Below are 14639 nucleotides of genomic sequence, written 5' to 3'. Positions count from 1 at the left end.
ATACGCACCAAAAGGAGAGTGTCGCGATGCATGCGATCCGTGAGGCGATGGCGGCGATGCACAAGCGCAGCGAGGAGATCCCGCCAGTCTCGAAGGTGGTCGAGTCGCTGGTGCGCCAGGTGATCGCGCAGGTGGCCGACAAATGGACGATGCTGGTGCTGGAGGCGCTGGAGGAGCACGGCACGCTGCGCTTCACCGAATGCGGGCGGATTGTCGGTGGCATCAGCCAGAAGATGCTGACCAAGACGCTGCGCGAGATGGAGCGAGACGGGCTGGTCATCCGGACCGTCCACCCGGTCATCCCGCCGCATGTCGACTACACGCTGACCGAGCTCGGCCGTGAGCTCAGTGCGGCCTTCTGTGGCGTCTGGACCTGGGCAGAGACCTATCATGCCGAGGTCTCGGCGGCGCGGCGCGCCTTTAGGGAGCGCGAGGAGGGCTAGGGCCGACCGCCGGGCCGAACGCCTCGGCTCAAGCGGTGGCCGTCTTGCCCCTTCTGCGCAGGTAGAAGATCTGCGCGGTCACGCCGACCACGAGAACGGCGAGAATGCCGCCCTGCACGCCGAGAAGCAGCGGGGATTTCAGGTCGGTGACGAACGGATGCCCGTCCGGAACGCGGCGCAGGATTTCCGTGGCGGTCGGCAACATCAGCAGGAACACTGTCACGCTGAGGGTGATCGTCTCGACATAGGTGGCTACGGTTCGGTGCACCGGCAGGCGGCCGATGGAATAGCCCATGGCAAGAAGCAGGAGCGTCAGCGCGCCGATGACGTAGCTCACCGGCTGATGCCCGATGAGAAAGACCGTGGCGGCGCCGACCACCATGGAGATCAGATAGAGGGTGCCCGCATGCGAGCGCGGCACGATCCGGCCATGGACCGCGAGCATGTAGGCCGCCGCCGGAATGGCGGGCAGGCTGCCGAGCGTATGCACCCAGCCGAGCGTTGAGATGCCGAACATGGGAGGTCTCCTTTCATCGAGTGCCTGACGGCTGCGGGAAGCAGCATCGGAAGGTTGGGTAGTTTCACTTATCTACTAGTTGGTAGGTTTTGATGTGATGGTTCTGCCTCGCGGAGGAGGCCTCTCTAGCGCTGGTTCGTGAGGCGCTCGAGAAGCGGGCGGGTGATGACGCCGAACATCCTGGGATCGCCATAGGCGCGGGCCGAGAGCATCGCGCCATGGACGCTGGCCATGAAGGCTTCCGCTTCGGCCTTGGCCGTGCCGGTGAAACGCAGGCCACCTTGTCGTGCCCCGCGCTTGAGAATCGAGGTGAGCCAGGCGGAGAGCGTCCTGAAATGAGCCCGCACCTCGGGGACGATCTCCTCGGGAAGCACCGGAATCTGGCTCGCCAGCAAAGCGCAGACGCAGAATGGTGCGCTGGCGTCGGCGATGCAGGCTTCCCAATAGCCGATATAGGCGCGCAACTGATCGGCAGGTTCGGCGATCTGGCGTTCGAGGGCAGCAATGCCCGCCTCGGCCTCTTCGCGATAGCGAGCAACGAGCGTGCGGACGAGCTCGGACTTGCTCGGAAAATGGTGATGGATGCTGGCGTTGCGGATGCCGACCACCTTGGCGATGTCGGCATAGCTGAAGCCGTTATAGCCGCCCTCGATCAGCAGCGACCGCGCGCAGCGCAGGATGTCATCATAGGTTGTCGAGGAGTTGGTCATGCAATTTTCTACCTACTAGTAAGTAGGGTCGTCAAGATGACGGGAGAGTTGGAGCGATCACGCCGTCGCGAGCCAGCGCGAAACGGCGAGATCGCCGGGCTTCACAGAACTTTGGTCAGGAAGATCCGGGTCGAGCCGGAGCGGGGTGCGACCTCGCCGAGAACCTGCCAGCCATGGCGCTTGTAGAACTCCGGCGCCTGGAAGCTGACGGTGTAGAGGACGCCGGCGCCGCAGCCGCGGGCGCGCGCCTCGTCCTCGGCCATCGTCAGGATGCGGCTGCCGAGTCCCGTGCGGCGCAGCTCCTTCGGCAGGTAGAACAGGTCGATGAACAACAGGCCCATCGAGGTCCGCCCCACGAGACCGCCGAGCGGGGTGCCGTCCGGGCCGTTGATCGCGATGGCGAGCGGCTTGCGGTCGCGCGCACCGCCCATCTCGGCATTGTAGCTGCCGAGGCCGTCGGAGATCGCGGTTTGGAGGGCAGGGTCGATGCTGTCGGTCAGGCTGACGGTCACGTCAGACATGCGCTGAAGTCCTCAGCCGGTCGGAGAGGGTGCGAGACTATTCCGTCGCCGGCTGGAAGGCGAGGCGCGGCCCCGGAATGAGCGCCATGACATGGGTGGGCTTCAATTCGCCGGGCGCTCGGCTTCAGCGCGCGCCGAGACCTTCGCAGCGCAACTGTTCGCGGCCGCCTTCGTAGCGCCGACGATTGCCGTGCTGCATGTTCTTGTGATCGGCGCAGCAGCCATTCGCCTTGTGAGGCTTGCAGAGCAGGCAGCCGGCGCGGGCACTCTTCGGGCGTTTGCGTTTGTGGTTCATGGCGACCTCTCCGCTGTGAGGTACTACAGGCGACCCTTATCGTCACACTGATCAGTTGTCGTCCCGGGCGGAGCGAAGTGGAGACCCGGGAGCCATTCCGGAACGGTTCAGGAATGGATCCCGGATCGGCGCGGCTGCGCCGCTTGTCCGGGATGACCCGTGTTGAGGATGGGGGCTGTCTACCCCGCCTTCTGCACGAACGAGTCCAGCACCATCTTCCTACCGGCCTTGTCGAAATCGACCGTCAGCTTGTTGCCGTCGACGCTGGCGACCGAGCCGGGGCCGAACTTGACGTGGAAGACGCGGGCGCCGGTGTCGAAGGCGGAGCTTCCCGTCGATTTCGCCGTCAATTCGCCCTCGATCAGCATCGGGCCGCGCTGGCGACCCGAACCGAAGCCACGCTGGCCGGCGTCGGAGAAGCCCGAGCCGCCGCCCGAATTGGACCTGGCCTTGTTCTCCTGCGCGCGCTGCCAGCCCGGTGTCTGGTAGGAGGAGCCGAAGCTCTCCATGCGCTCGAAGCGCGAGGCGCCATAGCCGCCCTGGCTGTAGGCGGTCGGTGCCTGGACGACCTCGACATGGTCCTCCGGCAATTCGTCGATGAAGCGCGAGGGCAGGCTCGACTGCCAGAGGCCGTGGATGCGGCGGTTCGAGGCGAAATAGAGCTTGAGGCGCTTGCGGGCGCGCGTCAGGCCGACATGGGCGAGGCGACGTTCCTCTTCGAGGCCGGCGCGGCCGTTCTCGTCGAGGGCGCGCTGGCTCGGGAACAGGCCTTCCTCCCAGCCGGGCAGGAAGACGGTGTCGAACTCCAGCCCCTTGGCTGCGTGCAGCGTCATGATCGAGACACGGGCGCCGCCATCGCCGCTATCGGCATCCATCACCAGCGAGACGTGCTCGAGGAAGGATGGAAGATCGGGGAATTCGTCGAGCGAGCGGACTAACTCCTTGAGGTTCTCGAGGCGCCCGGCGGCGTCGGCCGAGCGGTCCTTCTGCCACATCTCGGTGTAGCCGCTCTCTTCCAGTACCAGCTCGGCGAGTTCGCCTTGCTGCGTCGCCTCGGCCTTGCCCCGCCAGCGGGCGAAGGCCTCGACCAGCTCGCGCAAGGCGGTGCGGGCCTTGGGCTTCAGTTCCTCGGTCTCGACCACGGCACGGGCCGATTGCATCAGCGAGAAGCCGGTGGCGCGGGCATGGTTGTGCAGCAGCTGGATGGTGGCGTCGCCGAGGCCGCGCTTGGGCACGTTGACGATGCGCTCGAAGGCGAGGTCGTCAGTGGGGCTCACCACGCAGCGCAGATAGGCCATGGCGTCGCGGATCTCGGCGCGCTCGTAGAAGCGCGGGCCGCCGATCACCCGATAGGGCACGCCGACATGGATGAGCCGCTCCTCCATCTCGCGCATCTGTGCGGAGATGCGCACCAGGATCGCGACCTCGGAGAGGTTCTCGCCCTTGGACTGCATCGCCTCGATCTCGTCCGAGATCAGGCGGGCCTCCTCCTGGCTGTCCCAGGCACCGGTGATGGTAACCTTCTCGCCGGCCTCGTCCTCGGTGCGCAGCGTCTTGCCGAGGCGCCCTTCATTGCGGGCGATCAGCTTGGCGGCGGTGGCGAGGATATGGCCGGTCGAGCGGTAGTTGCGCTCGAGCCGGACCACGGTCGCGCCGGGAAAGTCGTGCTCGAAGCGCAGGATGTTGTCGACCTCGGCGCCGCGCCAGCCATAGATCGACTGGTCGTCGTCGCCGACGCAGGCGATGTTGCGCCGGCCCTGGGCCAGCAGCCGCAGCCAGAGATACTGGGCGACGTTGGTGTCCTGATACTCGTCGACGAGGATGTAGCGGAAGCGCTCGTGATAGCTCGCCAGCAGCTCCGGATGCTCGCGGAACAGCGTCAGGCAGTGCAGCAGGAGGTCGCCGAAATCGACGGCGTTCAGCGTCTTCAGCCGGTCCTGATAGGCGGCGTAGAGCTTGCCGCCCTTGCCGGAGGCGAAGACGCCGGCTTCGCCCGGCGGCACGTCCTTGGGCGCGAGGCCGCGGTTCTTCCATGAGTCGATGAAGCCGGCCAGCATCCGGCCGGGCCAGCGCTTCTCGTCGATGCCTTCCGCCTGGATCACCTGCTTCATCAGGCGGATCTGGTCGTCGGTGTCGAGGATGGTGAAATCGGAGCGCAGATCGACCAGCTCGGCATGGCGGCGCAGCAACTTGGCCGAGATCGAGTGGAAGGTGCCGAGCCAGGGCATGCCCTCGGCGACCGGGCCGACGAGGTTTGCGACGCGCTCCTTCATCTCGCGCGCCGCCTTGTTGGTGAAGGTCACCGAGAGGATCTGCGAGGGATAGGCGCGGCCCGTCGAAATCAGATGGGCGATGCGGGTGGTGAGCACGCGGGTCTTGCCGGTGCCGGCGCCGGCCAGGACAAGCACGGGCCCGTCGGTCGCCTCCACCGCCAGGCGCTGCTCCGGGTTGAGCCCTTGCAGATAGCCGGCCGCCGGCTGCGCGGCCGCGCGGGATGCGAGGCCGCCGGGGCGGGGCAGGGGGGCGGAGGTCGTGTGGTCTGACACTGGCTTGGCTTTGGCCCGGCTTGGCGTGATCGTGATTCGTTCACGGTCAATATAGGGGCAGGCGTAGCGGATTGCTCGCCGTCGCGGAGGGTTTTCCGCGACAACGTCGGGCTAGCATAAACCGGCCGGAGTCACCGCGCTGGCAGGAGGTATTTCAGCCCTTGCGTGAAGCCGCGGGGCGCAACGGAGAGATGGTCTTCGTCGTTGAGGACCACCGATTTCAGGCCGAGGCCGGGATATTTCCGCTCCTTCAGCGTTTTCTCGAAGGCGCGATTGTCGCCGACCATGTCGCCGGTCCTGTTGAAGCGCGGATCACCCTTCCGGACGGTCTCGTACTCGCCGACATAGAGGAAGACCTTGGCCGGCAAGTCCTTGCTGCGAGCGGCATAGCCGGATTCCAGCTCGCGATAATGCGCCCGGGCGAACCAGAAGGACGGGCTACCGAGGATGTAGCCGCTGAACATGGTGGGCTCGGTGAGGAGGATTTGTGCTCCGAGCAACCCGCCATAGGAATGTCCGAGGAAGACGCTGCGGCCTGGATCGGTGCGATAGCGCTGGGCGATGAACGGCTTCACCTGATCGCGCAGATAGGTCTGATAGGCTGCTGCCTGGCCATGGGCCGTGTCGCCGGTCCCCTTCGGCGTCGGGGTATAGTCGCGCCGGCGGCTGGCCGCGCCGTCCTCGCCTTTGGCATAGGACAGGCCGACCAGGATGAACTCCTCGACCTTTGGACCCTCGCCATTCAGGCGGCGGCTGATCTGGCGGAGGATCGGGAAGGCGTAGTCGGCATCGGTGGCGTAGAGCACCGGATATGTCCGCTGCGGCTCCTTCCCATAAGATGGCGGCAAGGTGACGAAGACCTGATAGCCGCGGCGTGAGACCGGGTCGGGCACGTCCCAGACCTCACTGTCGGCGATCTCATAGGGGCGGCCTTCGCCGGGCTGCACCTTCGGAATGGATTGGGCCTCGGCCGGTACATGCGCGAGGCCGAAGCCGGCGATGAGGGCGATGATCAAGATATTCTGGACGCGTCGCAGCACGTGAAGGCTCTCCATGGGCCGCGCCGATGGCGGCGCGCGGGGCGAGGTGCGAGGTGCGAGGAGAACTCGGGCGGCAATCGGGCAGGTTCGCAATTCCCGGCCATCAGCATAGTCTGCTGGTTAATGACGGGGGGCGGTTCGCGGATCGGAAGGGAAATCCATGGCCCAGGCATCGCACGCCCCCCAGGTCACCAATCAGGTGCCGCCGCTGGCCGATTACGACGCCTATGCCGCCGATCCGGTATTGAAGGCGGTGATCGCCGCTTTCGACGCCGGCTGGGCCGATGAGCGGCTGCACGAGGCCGGGCGGACGGTCGGCGCGGCCGAGACGATCGAGATGGCGCGGCTCGCCAACCGGCACGGGCCGGAATTGCGCAGCCATGACCGCTTCGGCAATCGGATCGACCAGATCGAGTTCCACCCGGCCTGGCACGCGCTGATGGCCCGCGCGATCGGCCAGGAAACGCATGCTCTCGCCTGGAACCGGCCGGGGCCGGGGGCGCAGGTGGCGCGAGCCGCCCTGCAATATCTCTGGTATGGCTGCGAGAGCGGCATCTGCTGCCCGATCTCGATGACCTATTCGGCGATCCCGGTGCTGAGGCAGGACCGGGCGCGCTGGGCCGAATGGGGGGCGCTGATCTCCTCGAAAACCTACGACAAGAGCCAGGGGCCGGCCGCGGGCAAAACGGGCGCGACCGTCGGCATGGCGATGACCGAGACGCAAGGCGGCTCGGACCTGCGCCAGACCCAGACCATCGCCTATGACAATCGCGACGGCACCTATTCGCTGCACGGGAGCAAATGGTTCTTCTCGGTGCCGCATTCCGACGTCTTCCTGACGCTGGCACGCAACGAGGAGGGCATCTCCTGCTTCGTCGTGCCGGGCTGGCGGCCTGATGGCGAGCGCAACGGCATCGCGATCCAGCGCCTCAAGGACAAATGCGGCAATCGCTCGAATGCCTCCTCCGAGGTCGAGTTCCGCGGCGCGATCGGCCATATGCTCGGCGATCCCGGTCGAGGCCTGCGCACCGGCCTGTCGATGAACCACAATACGCGGCTCGACATCGCGGCCGCCTCGGCAGGGCTGATGCGGCAGGCGGTGATGCTCGCTGGTCATCACGCCCAGCACCGCACCGCCTTCCAGCGCCTGCTGATCGACCAGCCGGTCATGCAGAACGTCCTCGCCGACCTCGCGATCGAGGCGGAGGCGGCGGCCTGGCTCGCCTTCCGGCTCTTCGCCGCGGTCGACCGGCAGGAGCGGTCGGAGAGCGAGAAGCTGCTGGCGCGCATCGGCGCGCCCCTGGCGAAATACTGGGTGGCAAAGCGCACGCCAGCCGTCGTGGTCGAGGCGCTGGAATGCCATGGCGGCAACGGCTTCATCGAGGAGAACCCGATGGCGCGGCATTATCGCGAGGCGCCGCTGAACTCGGTCTGGGAAGGCTCGGGCAACGTCATCTGCCTGGACGTTCTGCGCTCGCTCGAGCGCGAGCCGGGCTCGCTGCAGGCCCTGCGGGCGGAGCTGCACGCGGTCTCCGGCCAGGACCGGCGCTATGACGCGGCGCTCCAGGCGCTCGACAACGACCTGCACGATCTGATCCGCCATGAAGGCCAGGCGCGCCTGCTGACCGAGCGGCTGGCGTTGATGCTGCAGGGCGCGCTGCTGATCCGCCATGCGCCGCATGCGGTCGCCGACGCCTTCGTCGCGACGCGGCTCGGCGGGCACTGGTCCGGCCATTTCGGCGATCTGCCGCTGGCGGTCGATACGGTGACGCTGGCACGCAGGGCGGTGCCGGAGATCGGCCCATAAGCGCCGCTGATCCTGGCATCCAAATTCGGGATTTCTCCTGCAGTCGTCGTTCTGAGAGCCTTTCCGCATGTCATGCGAGGCATTTGGAATGGACAGGCGACAACTGACCGGAATTCTCCTGCTTGTGATCGCGCTGCAGATCCTGCCGATCTCGGATACGTTGGCGAAATCGCTTTCGGCCTCGCTGCCTGTGCTTCAGGTGATCTGGGCACGCTTCTTCTTTCATTGCCTGGCGACCGGCGCCTATACCGCCTGGCGGCATGGCCCGCATCTCCTGCTGCCGACCGTATCCCGGGTGCTGACGGCAAGGAGCATCGCGCTCTGTTTCGCGGTTGCGCTGTTCTATGCCGCGCTCCGCCATATGCCGTTGACCACAGCACTGACCCTCTGGTTCGTCGAGCCCTTCCTCCTGACGATCCTCGCCATGGTCGTGTTCAAGGAGAAAGTCGTGCCGGCGCAGTGGCTGGCGATCGCGGTCGGCTTTCTCGGCATCGTCCTGGCGATCCGGCCGAGCGCCGAGACCTGGCAGTGGAGCTATCTCATCGGCCTTGCGGCGGGCATGGGCTATGCCGTCTTCCTGCTGCTGACGCGGGTCGTCGAAAGCCGGATCCCGGCGATCGTCTCGGTCTACCAGACCGGGCTCGTCGGCTGCGTCCTGTCGAGCCTTGCGGTCATCCCGGTTTGGCAATCGCCGAGCGCTGTCCAATGGCTGCAACTGGTCGCTATCGGCTGCGTCGCCGCGCTCGCGCATCTGCTGATCGTCAAGGCGTTTGAGCGGGCTGAAGCGAGCCTGCTCGCACCCTTCACCTATGCGGAGGTGATCACCGCCACGATCCTCGGTTACCTCGTCTTCGGCGATGTCCCTGATCGCTGGGCTTATGCGGGGCTCGCGCTCATTATCCTGAGCGCGATCGCCGTGGTGCCGCGCGAGCCACGGCGCGAGGTCGCGCCTCAGACGTGATGGGCTTGCGGCTCGTATCGGAATGGCGCTGGCGAGAGTCCGATCCGGATCTCGCCGGCGAGCCCAGCGAGGATAGGTGAGGCGCTGTCCCGGTTGAGCTTGAGGCAGAGATGCACGGGGGCGAGTGGGGGTAGACCCTCGGACTGATCGAGAATCCGCACGCCCGCCGGGACGAGGCTGCGCTCGACGGCGCTCACCCCCAGGCCGGAGCGGACGGCAGCATGGATCGCGCCGATATTGTCGCTGCTGAAGCCGATCCGCCAGTCGCGCCCGGCGGCATCCAGAGCCTCCGCCATCGCCGCCCGGCAGACGCAACCTTCAGGAAATACGGCCAAGGGGAGGGGGCGGCTCTTCGCTTGGTATGCGGCAGCGGCGATCCAGACCAGCTCTTCCGTCCTGACGAGCTCCTCGTCTGCGACAGTGCCACGGCAGGCGACTAGCGCGAGATCGATGAGCCCGTCCTTCAGCTTGCGCTCGATGGCGCCGCCGTTGTCACAGACGACGTCGACCTGAACTTCGGAATGGACCTGGGCGAAGCGCTGCAGGACCGCTGGCAGCAGCATGTTGGCGTAGTCATCGGAGGTGCCGATGCGGACGATTCCCGCCAGACCGGCCTGCCCGATGCGGCTCATCGCCTCGTCGCTGAGCGAGAGGATGCGCCTGGCATAGTGGAGCAGGACCTCGCCTTCGCGCGTCAGCTGGATCTGGCGCCTGGTCCGGTCGAACACTTCCTTGCCGAGCGCCTCCTCCAGCCGCCTGATCTGCATGCTGATTGCCGGCTGGGTCCGGTGCAGCCGGTCGCCGGTGCGGGTGAAGCTCTGCGTCTCGACGATCGTGACGAAGGTCTTGAGCAGATCGGTATCGATCGGCGGCCGCATCCTCGCTCTCCGGCATGAGGTGGGGTGAGGCTACAGGATGAAGGGGGAATGGGCTATCGGATGGCGTCTACCGTCATGGTTGGGACAAGCCCGACCATGACGGTGAGGGCGTCAACCCGCTTCCGGCGCGAAGTCCATCGCCACGCCGTTGATGCAGTAGCGCAGGCCGGTCGGGGGCGGGCCGTCGGGGAAGACATGGCCGAGATGGCCGCCGCAATTGGCGCAATGCACCTCGACCCGGTGCATGCCGAAGCTGTAGTCCTCACTCTCCTCGACCGCGCCCTCAAGCGGCTGGTCGAAGCTCGGCCAGCCGGTGCCGCTCTCGAATTTCTTGTGCGACCTGAACAGGGGCTGGCTGCAGCCGACGCAGGAGAAGGTGCCGGCACGCTTCTCGAAGTTCAGCGCGCAGGAGCCGGCCCGCTCGGTGCCGTGGCCGCGCAGGACGCGGTACTGCTCCGGCGTCAGCTTCTCGCGCCACTCCGCATCGGTGAGCTGGAAGGGGAATTCGCGTTCTGCCGGCTTCCCCGTTTTGGCGAACATGTCCATCAGGCCCATGCGAGGCTCCTTTCCGCGTGCTCTTGCTTGATTGTCGCGCGAGATATGGGGATTTGTCTTCCTGATTTCACGGGGGCGCAACGCGACCTGTTTCACGTTCGCGTTCAATGGCGACGGCGCTCTTCTCCGGCGTCGCCCCGCGTCACCCAACCGTCACGCGACTCCACTAGTCGGCTCGCCATCGCAACGGGCGCGAACGAGGGCTTCGTGACGCAGACGATCCGCGCGGTGAAGCGCACGACGAACCTCGGGCTGACCACCGCCGTCCATCGCAGCAAGCCGCTCTCGCGAGCCGGCCTGCTGGAGCGGATGTTCACGCTCGCCTTCTCCGGCCTGGTCTACCCGCAGATCTGGGAGGACCCGGTCGTCGACATGGAGGCGCTGGCGCTGCAGCCCAGCGATCACCTCGTCGCGATCGCCTCGGGCTCCTGCAACATCCTCTCCTATCTCACCGCCGACCCGGCGAAGATCAGCGCGATCGACCTCAACGGCGCCCATATCGCGCTCGGCCATCTCAAGCTCGCGGCCCTTCGCGAGATCGACGACCACACGGTCTTCCGCCGCTTCTTCGGGCAGGCGCAGTCGAAGGCCAATGTCGCGATCTATGACCGCCTGATCGCGCCGCGACTCGACGCGGTCAGCCGCGCCTATTGGGAGGGGCGCAACCTCACCGGCCGGCGCCGGATCGAGGTCTTCGCCCGCAATTTCTACCGCTATGGCCTGCTTGGCCGCTTCATCGGCACCGGGCATTTCCTGGCGCGCCGGCTCGGCTGCGATCCCCGGGTGATGCTGCAGGCGAAGACGATGGAAGAACAGCGGGCACTGTTCGACCGGCATCTGGCGCCGGTCTTCGACAAGAAACTCGTGCGCTGGCTGGTGCGCCAGCCAGCCTCGCTCTACGGGCTCGGCATCCCGCCGGCGCAGTACAAGGCGCTCGCCGCCGATGGCGATGCCGGTATCCGCGCCGTGCTGCGCCACCGGCTGGAGCGGCTCGCCTGCGGCTTCGACCTGAAGACCAACTACTTCGCCTGGCAGGCCTTCGGCCGCGGCTATGGGCCAGAGCCGGATGCGGTGGTGCCGCCCTATCTGGAGCAGCGCAATTTCGAGACGGTGAAGGCGCGCGCCGGGCGCGTCTCCTATCATCAGAGCGCGATCACCGCCTTCCTCGAGAAGCAGCCGGCCGAAAGCTGCAACGGCTTCGTGCTGCTCGATGCGCAGGACTGGATGAACGATGCCGATCTGACGGCCTTGTGGACGCAGATCACCCGCAGCGCTGCGCCGGGTGCACGGGTGATCTTCCGCACCGCCGCCGATGAGCGCCTGCTGCCCGGCCGCGTGCCGGAGGCGATCCTGGCGCAATGGCACTATGACGAGGCGCGCAGCCGCGAGCTCGGCGCCCGCGACCGTTCCTCGATCTACGGCGCCTTCCACCTCTATGTCCGCAGGGCGGCCGCGTGAGCGCGGCAGAGGCGAACGCCGCTGGCCTGATGGACCGTATGTATCGCTTTCAGCGGCACATCTACGACGCCACCCGCAAGTTCTATCTGCTCGGCCGCGACGGGCTGATCGCCGATCTGAAGCCGCCGCCGGGTGGCGCGGTGCTGGAAATCGGCTGCGGCACGGGCAGGAACCTGATCAAGATCGCGCGGCGCTATCCGCATGCACGCTGCTATGGGCTCGACGTCTCCGAGGAGATGCTGCGCACCGCCCGCGAGCAGGTGGCGAAAGCCGGCCTGTCCGAGCGCATCGTCCTGGCGCAGGCCGATGCGACCAGTTTCGACCCGCAGGCGCTGTTTGGCCGTGCCGGCTTCGAGCGGGTGGTGATCTCCTACGCGCTCTCGATGATCCCGCCCTGGCGCGCGGCGCTGGCGCAGGCGATGCAGATGGTTGCGCCGGGCGGCGCGCTGCACATCGTCGATTTCGGCGACCAGGCGCATCTGCCCGGCCCGTTCAGGGCAGTGCTGAACCGCTGGCTGGCGCTGTTCCATGTCACGCCACGCAAGGATCTCGATGCGGTCGTGACCGATCTCTGCGCCGAGACCGGGACCATCGGCGGGACCACACGGCTGTTCGGCGGATACTCGGTCCAGGCCGTGGCGATCAGGCCGGCCTGAGCGCCGGGGCTGGACGCCGTCGCGGCGACGCTGCTACGCCGATGGGATGAGTGCAGCCGCCGATCCCGACGACAGCAGCAACAAAGGCTTCGGGCTGCGCGACCGGCTTCGGCAGCTCTATCATGGCCGCAGCCTGGCGGCGCTGCGCTTCCAGTTCGCGACCCTGATCGTCGATATCCTGATCATCGGCTTCTTCGTCGCGACGCCGATGCTGCGCGAACGGCCGGAATTCCTCTGGCTCGACTATGCCGTCGCGATCATCGTCGCTGCCGAGATCGCGGCGCGCTTTCTCGCTTCCTCCAACATGCTGCGGCTTGCGCGCCAGCCGACCATGCTGCTCGATCTCTTCATCTTGGCGACGCTGCTGGCGCCGCAATGGCTGGAGAATTTCGGCTTCCTGCGCATCCTGCGGCTCTGGTCGCTGTCGCAGCGCGGGCTGATCTGGGCGCAGTTGCGCGAAACGCGCTACCGCGACTGGGAAGATGTCGCCAAGGCGCTGGTCAATCTCGCGACCTTCCTCTTCGTCGTCAGTGGCTTCGTCTACACCTTCTTCTTCATGAGCCGGCCGGGGCTGGAAGGCTATGTCGAGGCGCTTTATTTCACCGTCGCGACGGTGACGACGACCGGTTTCGGCGACATCACCCTGCCGGGCATCGCCGGCAAGCTGACCTCGATCGTGGTCATGATCACCGGCATCTCGCTGTTCGTCCGGCTGGCGCAAGCCGTGTTCCGGCCGCACAAGGTGACCTTCCCCTGCCCGGAATGCGCGCTGCAGCGGCACGACCCCGACGCCGTGCACTGCAAGGCCTGCGGCCACCGGCTGAAGATACCGGACGGCGACGAGTAGTCGGCAAGTGAGCAGGCAATCTCGGTGCTGACACGAGCGAGCCGCTTTGGCGCCTAGAGGGGGGCGGCGCCTCAGGGCATATTGAGAGTTGGAGCAACGATGGCGCCGGTTAAGGTCGACCCTGACAAGATCCGGGAATTCGAGGATGCCGCTAGCTTTTACAACTGGCTCGGCGAGCACCACCGCCTTGCGGATGAAGTCTGGATCAAGATCCACAAACTCTCATCCGGCTTGCGGTCGATCACTCCGAAGCAGGCGATCGACGTCGTGCTCTGCTGGGGTTGGATCGATGGCGTCAAAAAGAGCCTCGACGAGCGCAGCTATCTGCAACGCTATACGCCGAGGACCGCCAAGAGCATCTGGAGCCAGATCAATGTCGACAATGTCGCCCGCCTGATCGCGGAAGGACGCATGACCGACCATGGCCTGGCGCAGGTGGGTGCGGCCAAGGCGGATGGCCGCTGGGCCCGCGCTTACGGCGCCGGCCGAAACCTGAAGATCCCCGACGACCTCCAGGCCGCGATCGACGCAGAACCTCTGGCCAAGGAGATGCTCTCGAAGCTGAGCGCGCAGAACCGCTTCGCGCTGGCGTTCCGCGTCCATAATCTCAAGACGGAAGCCGGGCGGCGCAAGAAGATCGCGGCCTTCGTCGAGATGCTCAAGCGCGGCGAGACCATCTACCCGCAGCGCTAGAGGGCCGAATGGCGAGCGCGGCTAGTGCCGCGTCTCCGTCTCGCGTTCCGCTTCCTGTGCCGGCTCGCCGAGGGTGATCGCGCTCTTCTGCGGCATGCCGATCATCCGGCCGACCGTGGCCGGGCGCGGCATCTGCGCATGCGCCGCCTTCATGATCGCGAGATTGGCGAGGATGTCGGGCGGGAAGGGCGTCACCCTGCGATCGGTCATGTCGACATGCAAAGAGAGATTCTCGGAGGTCGCAGCGAGCCAGCCTTCGCTGGCATGGCGCATTTCGAGATAATAATGCAGCCGCTTGTCGTCGAAGGCGATGAGTTGCGCGGTGACGCGCACGAGATCGCCTTCCGTCAGCTCGCGCTTGTAGAGCACATGGCATTCGGCAGCGAAGAACGAAGCGTGCCGGCTCTCGACATAGTGCTGGTTGAGGCCGACCAGCGAGAAGACCTCATCGACCGCGCGGTCGAACAGGACATGATAGTAGGCCATGTTGAGATGGCCGTTATAGTCGATCCAATGCGGCTCGACCCGCATAGGGGACGAGACGAAGGGAGCGAAGAACAAGGCGGGCGTGCGAATATCGTCCGGCATCGGCTCCTCCTTTCGGTCCGTCTCTCGTCGATGCGTAGGCGGCTCTGCACCGCCGGCTCTTGCCGGCGCGGTCGCGGCGCGTGAAAACAACACGAGCCGCTGCTCTCAAGGCCGAACCATTCCA

The 14639-nt window shown here is 66.3% G+C and carries 16 protein-coding genes; 7 read left to right on the top strand and 9 right to left on the bottom strand.

Translation table 11 applies throughout. The annotated features are described in order from the left end of the window. Positions 1-47 precede the first annotated feature (47 nt). Positions 48-443, top strand: a complete 396-nt coding sequence (locus GV161_RS30345) for a helix-turn-helix domain-containing protein (RefSeq protein WP_244623965.1) — start codon at positions 48-50, stop codon at positions 441-443. 28 nt (positions 444-471) lie between these two features. Here the strand turns inward: GV161_RS30345 and GV161_RS30340 are convergent, their stop codons facing one another. From GV161_RS30340 to GV161_RS30315, 6 genes are all read right to left on the bottom strand, one after another. After that, a complete protein-coding gene (locus tag GV161_RS30340; RefSeq protein WP_152012981.1) occupies positions 472-960 on the bottom strand; it encodes a hypothetical protein in 489 nt (162 codons plus the stop codon). A gap of 125 nt (positions 961-1085) precedes the next feature. Then, the gene (locus GV161_RS30335; protein ID WP_152012980.1) at positions 1086-1670 is read right to left on the bottom strand and encodes a TetR/AcrR family transcriptional regulator; all 585 of its coding nucleotides are present in this window, start codon (positions 1668-1670) and stop codon (positions 1086-1088) included. A 101-nt stretch (positions 1671-1771) separates the two neighbouring features. Then, a complete protein-coding gene (locus GV161_RS30330; protein ID WP_152012979.1) occupies positions 1772-2191 on the bottom strand; it encodes a GNAT family N-acetyltransferase in 420 nt (139 codons plus the stop codon). A 124-nt stretch (positions 2192-2315) separates the two neighbouring features. Then, positions 2316-2486 carry a hypothetical protein gene (locus GV161_RS30325; RefSeq protein ID WP_159650598.1) on the bottom strand — a complete coding sequence of 57 codons (171 nt, stop codon included), beginning with the start codon at positions 2484-2486 and terminating at the stop codon, positions 2316-2318. Positions 2487-2665: 179 nt separating this feature from the next. Beyond that, positions 2666-5005, bottom strand: coding sequence for a UvrD-helicase domain-containing protein (locus GV161_RS30320; RefSeq protein WP_244623964.1), 2340 nt, complete (start codon positions 5003-5005; stop codon positions 2666-2668). Positions 5006-5163: 158 nt separating this feature from the next. Beyond that, positions 5164-6087 carry an alpha/beta hydrolase-fold protein gene (locus GV161_RS30315; RefSeq protein ID WP_152012977.1) on the bottom strand — a complete coding sequence of 308 codons (924 nt, stop codon included), beginning with the start codon at positions 6085-6087 and terminating at the stop codon, positions 5164-5166. A 145-nt stretch (positions 6088-6232) separates the two neighbouring features. On the opposite strand from GV161_RS30315, the gene GV161_RS30310 reads away from it, so the two are divergent. Both GV161_RS30310 and GV161_RS30305 read left to right on the top strand, forming a co-directional pair. Further along, the gene (locus tag GV161_RS30310; protein WP_152012976.1) at positions 6233-7879 is read left to right on the top strand and encodes an acyl-CoA dehydrogenase family protein; all 1647 of its coding nucleotides are present in this window, start codon (positions 6233-6235) and stop codon (positions 7877-7879) included. 88 nt (positions 7880-7967) lie between these two features. Then, on the top strand, positions 7968-8840 hold the full coding sequence (locus GV161_RS30305; protein WP_201303066.1) for a DMT family transporter: 873 nt from the start codon (positions 7968-7970) through the stop codon (positions 8838-8840). Here the strand turns inward: GV161_RS30305 and GV161_RS30300 are convergent. Further along, a complete protein-coding gene (locus tag GV161_RS30300) occupies positions 8831-9718 on the bottom strand; it encodes a LysR substrate-binding domain-containing protein (protein WP_152012974.1) in 888 nt (295 codons plus the stop codon). The two genes, GV161_RS30305 and GV161_RS30300, sit on opposite strands and share 10 nt — an antisense overlap. Before the next feature lie 111 nt (positions 9719-9829). Continuing rightward, on the bottom strand, positions 9830-10264 hold the full coding sequence (gene msrB / locus GV161_RS30295; RefSeq protein WP_244623963.1) for a peptide-methionine (R)-S-oxide reductase MsrB: 435 nt from the start codon (positions 10262-10264) through the stop codon (positions 9830-9832). Positions 10265-10480: 216 nt separating this feature from the next. Here msrB and GV161_RS30290 point away from each other — a divergent pair, with 216 nt between their 5' ends. The 4 genes from GV161_RS30290 to GV161_RS30275 all read left to right on the top strand — a co-directional run bounded on the left by GV161_RS30290 (position 10481) and on the right by GV161_RS30275 (position 13927). After that, the gene (locus GV161_RS30290; RefSeq protein ID WP_244623932.1) at positions 10481-11731 is read left to right on the top strand and encodes a DUF3419 family protein; all 1251 of its coding nucleotides are present in this window, start codon (positions 10481-10483) and stop codon (positions 11729-11731) included. 38 nt (positions 11732-11769) lie between these two features. Next, complete coding sequence (locus GV161_RS30285; protein ID WP_152012972.1) at positions 11770-12387, top strand: class I SAM-dependent methyltransferase; 618 nt, start codon at positions 11770-11772, stop codon at positions 12385-12387. Between the two features lie 46 nt (positions 12388-12433). Then, a complete protein-coding gene (locus GV161_RS30280) occupies positions 12434-13234 on the top strand; it encodes a potassium channel family protein (RefSeq protein WP_152012971.1) in 801 nt (266 codons plus the stop codon). Between the two features lie 99 nt (positions 13235-13333). Continuing rightward, on the top strand, positions 13334-13927 hold the full coding sequence (locus GV161_RS30275; protein WP_152012970.1) for a YdeI/OmpD-associated family protein: 594 nt from the start codon (positions 13334-13336) through the stop codon (positions 13925-13927). Between the two features lie 21 nt (positions 13928-13948). Here the strand turns inward: GV161_RS30275 and GV161_RS30270 are convergent, their stop codons facing one another. Beyond that, the gene (locus tag GV161_RS30270; protein WP_152012969.1) at positions 13949-14515 is read right to left on the bottom strand and encodes a thioesterase family protein; all 567 of its coding nucleotides are present in this window, start codon (positions 14513-14515) and stop codon (positions 13949-13951) included. Between the last annotated feature and the right edge of the window lie 124 nt (positions 14516-14639).

Origin of the sequence: Bosea sp. 29B, from assembly GCF_902506165.1 — a bacterium.
In the GTDB taxonomy this organism is placed as follows: Bacteria; Pseudomonadota; Alphaproteobacteria; order Rhizobiales; family Beijerinckiaceae; genus Allobosea.
Note: the sequence above shows the minus strand (reverse complement) of the source record. Positions and strands in the feature narration are given on the sequence as shown.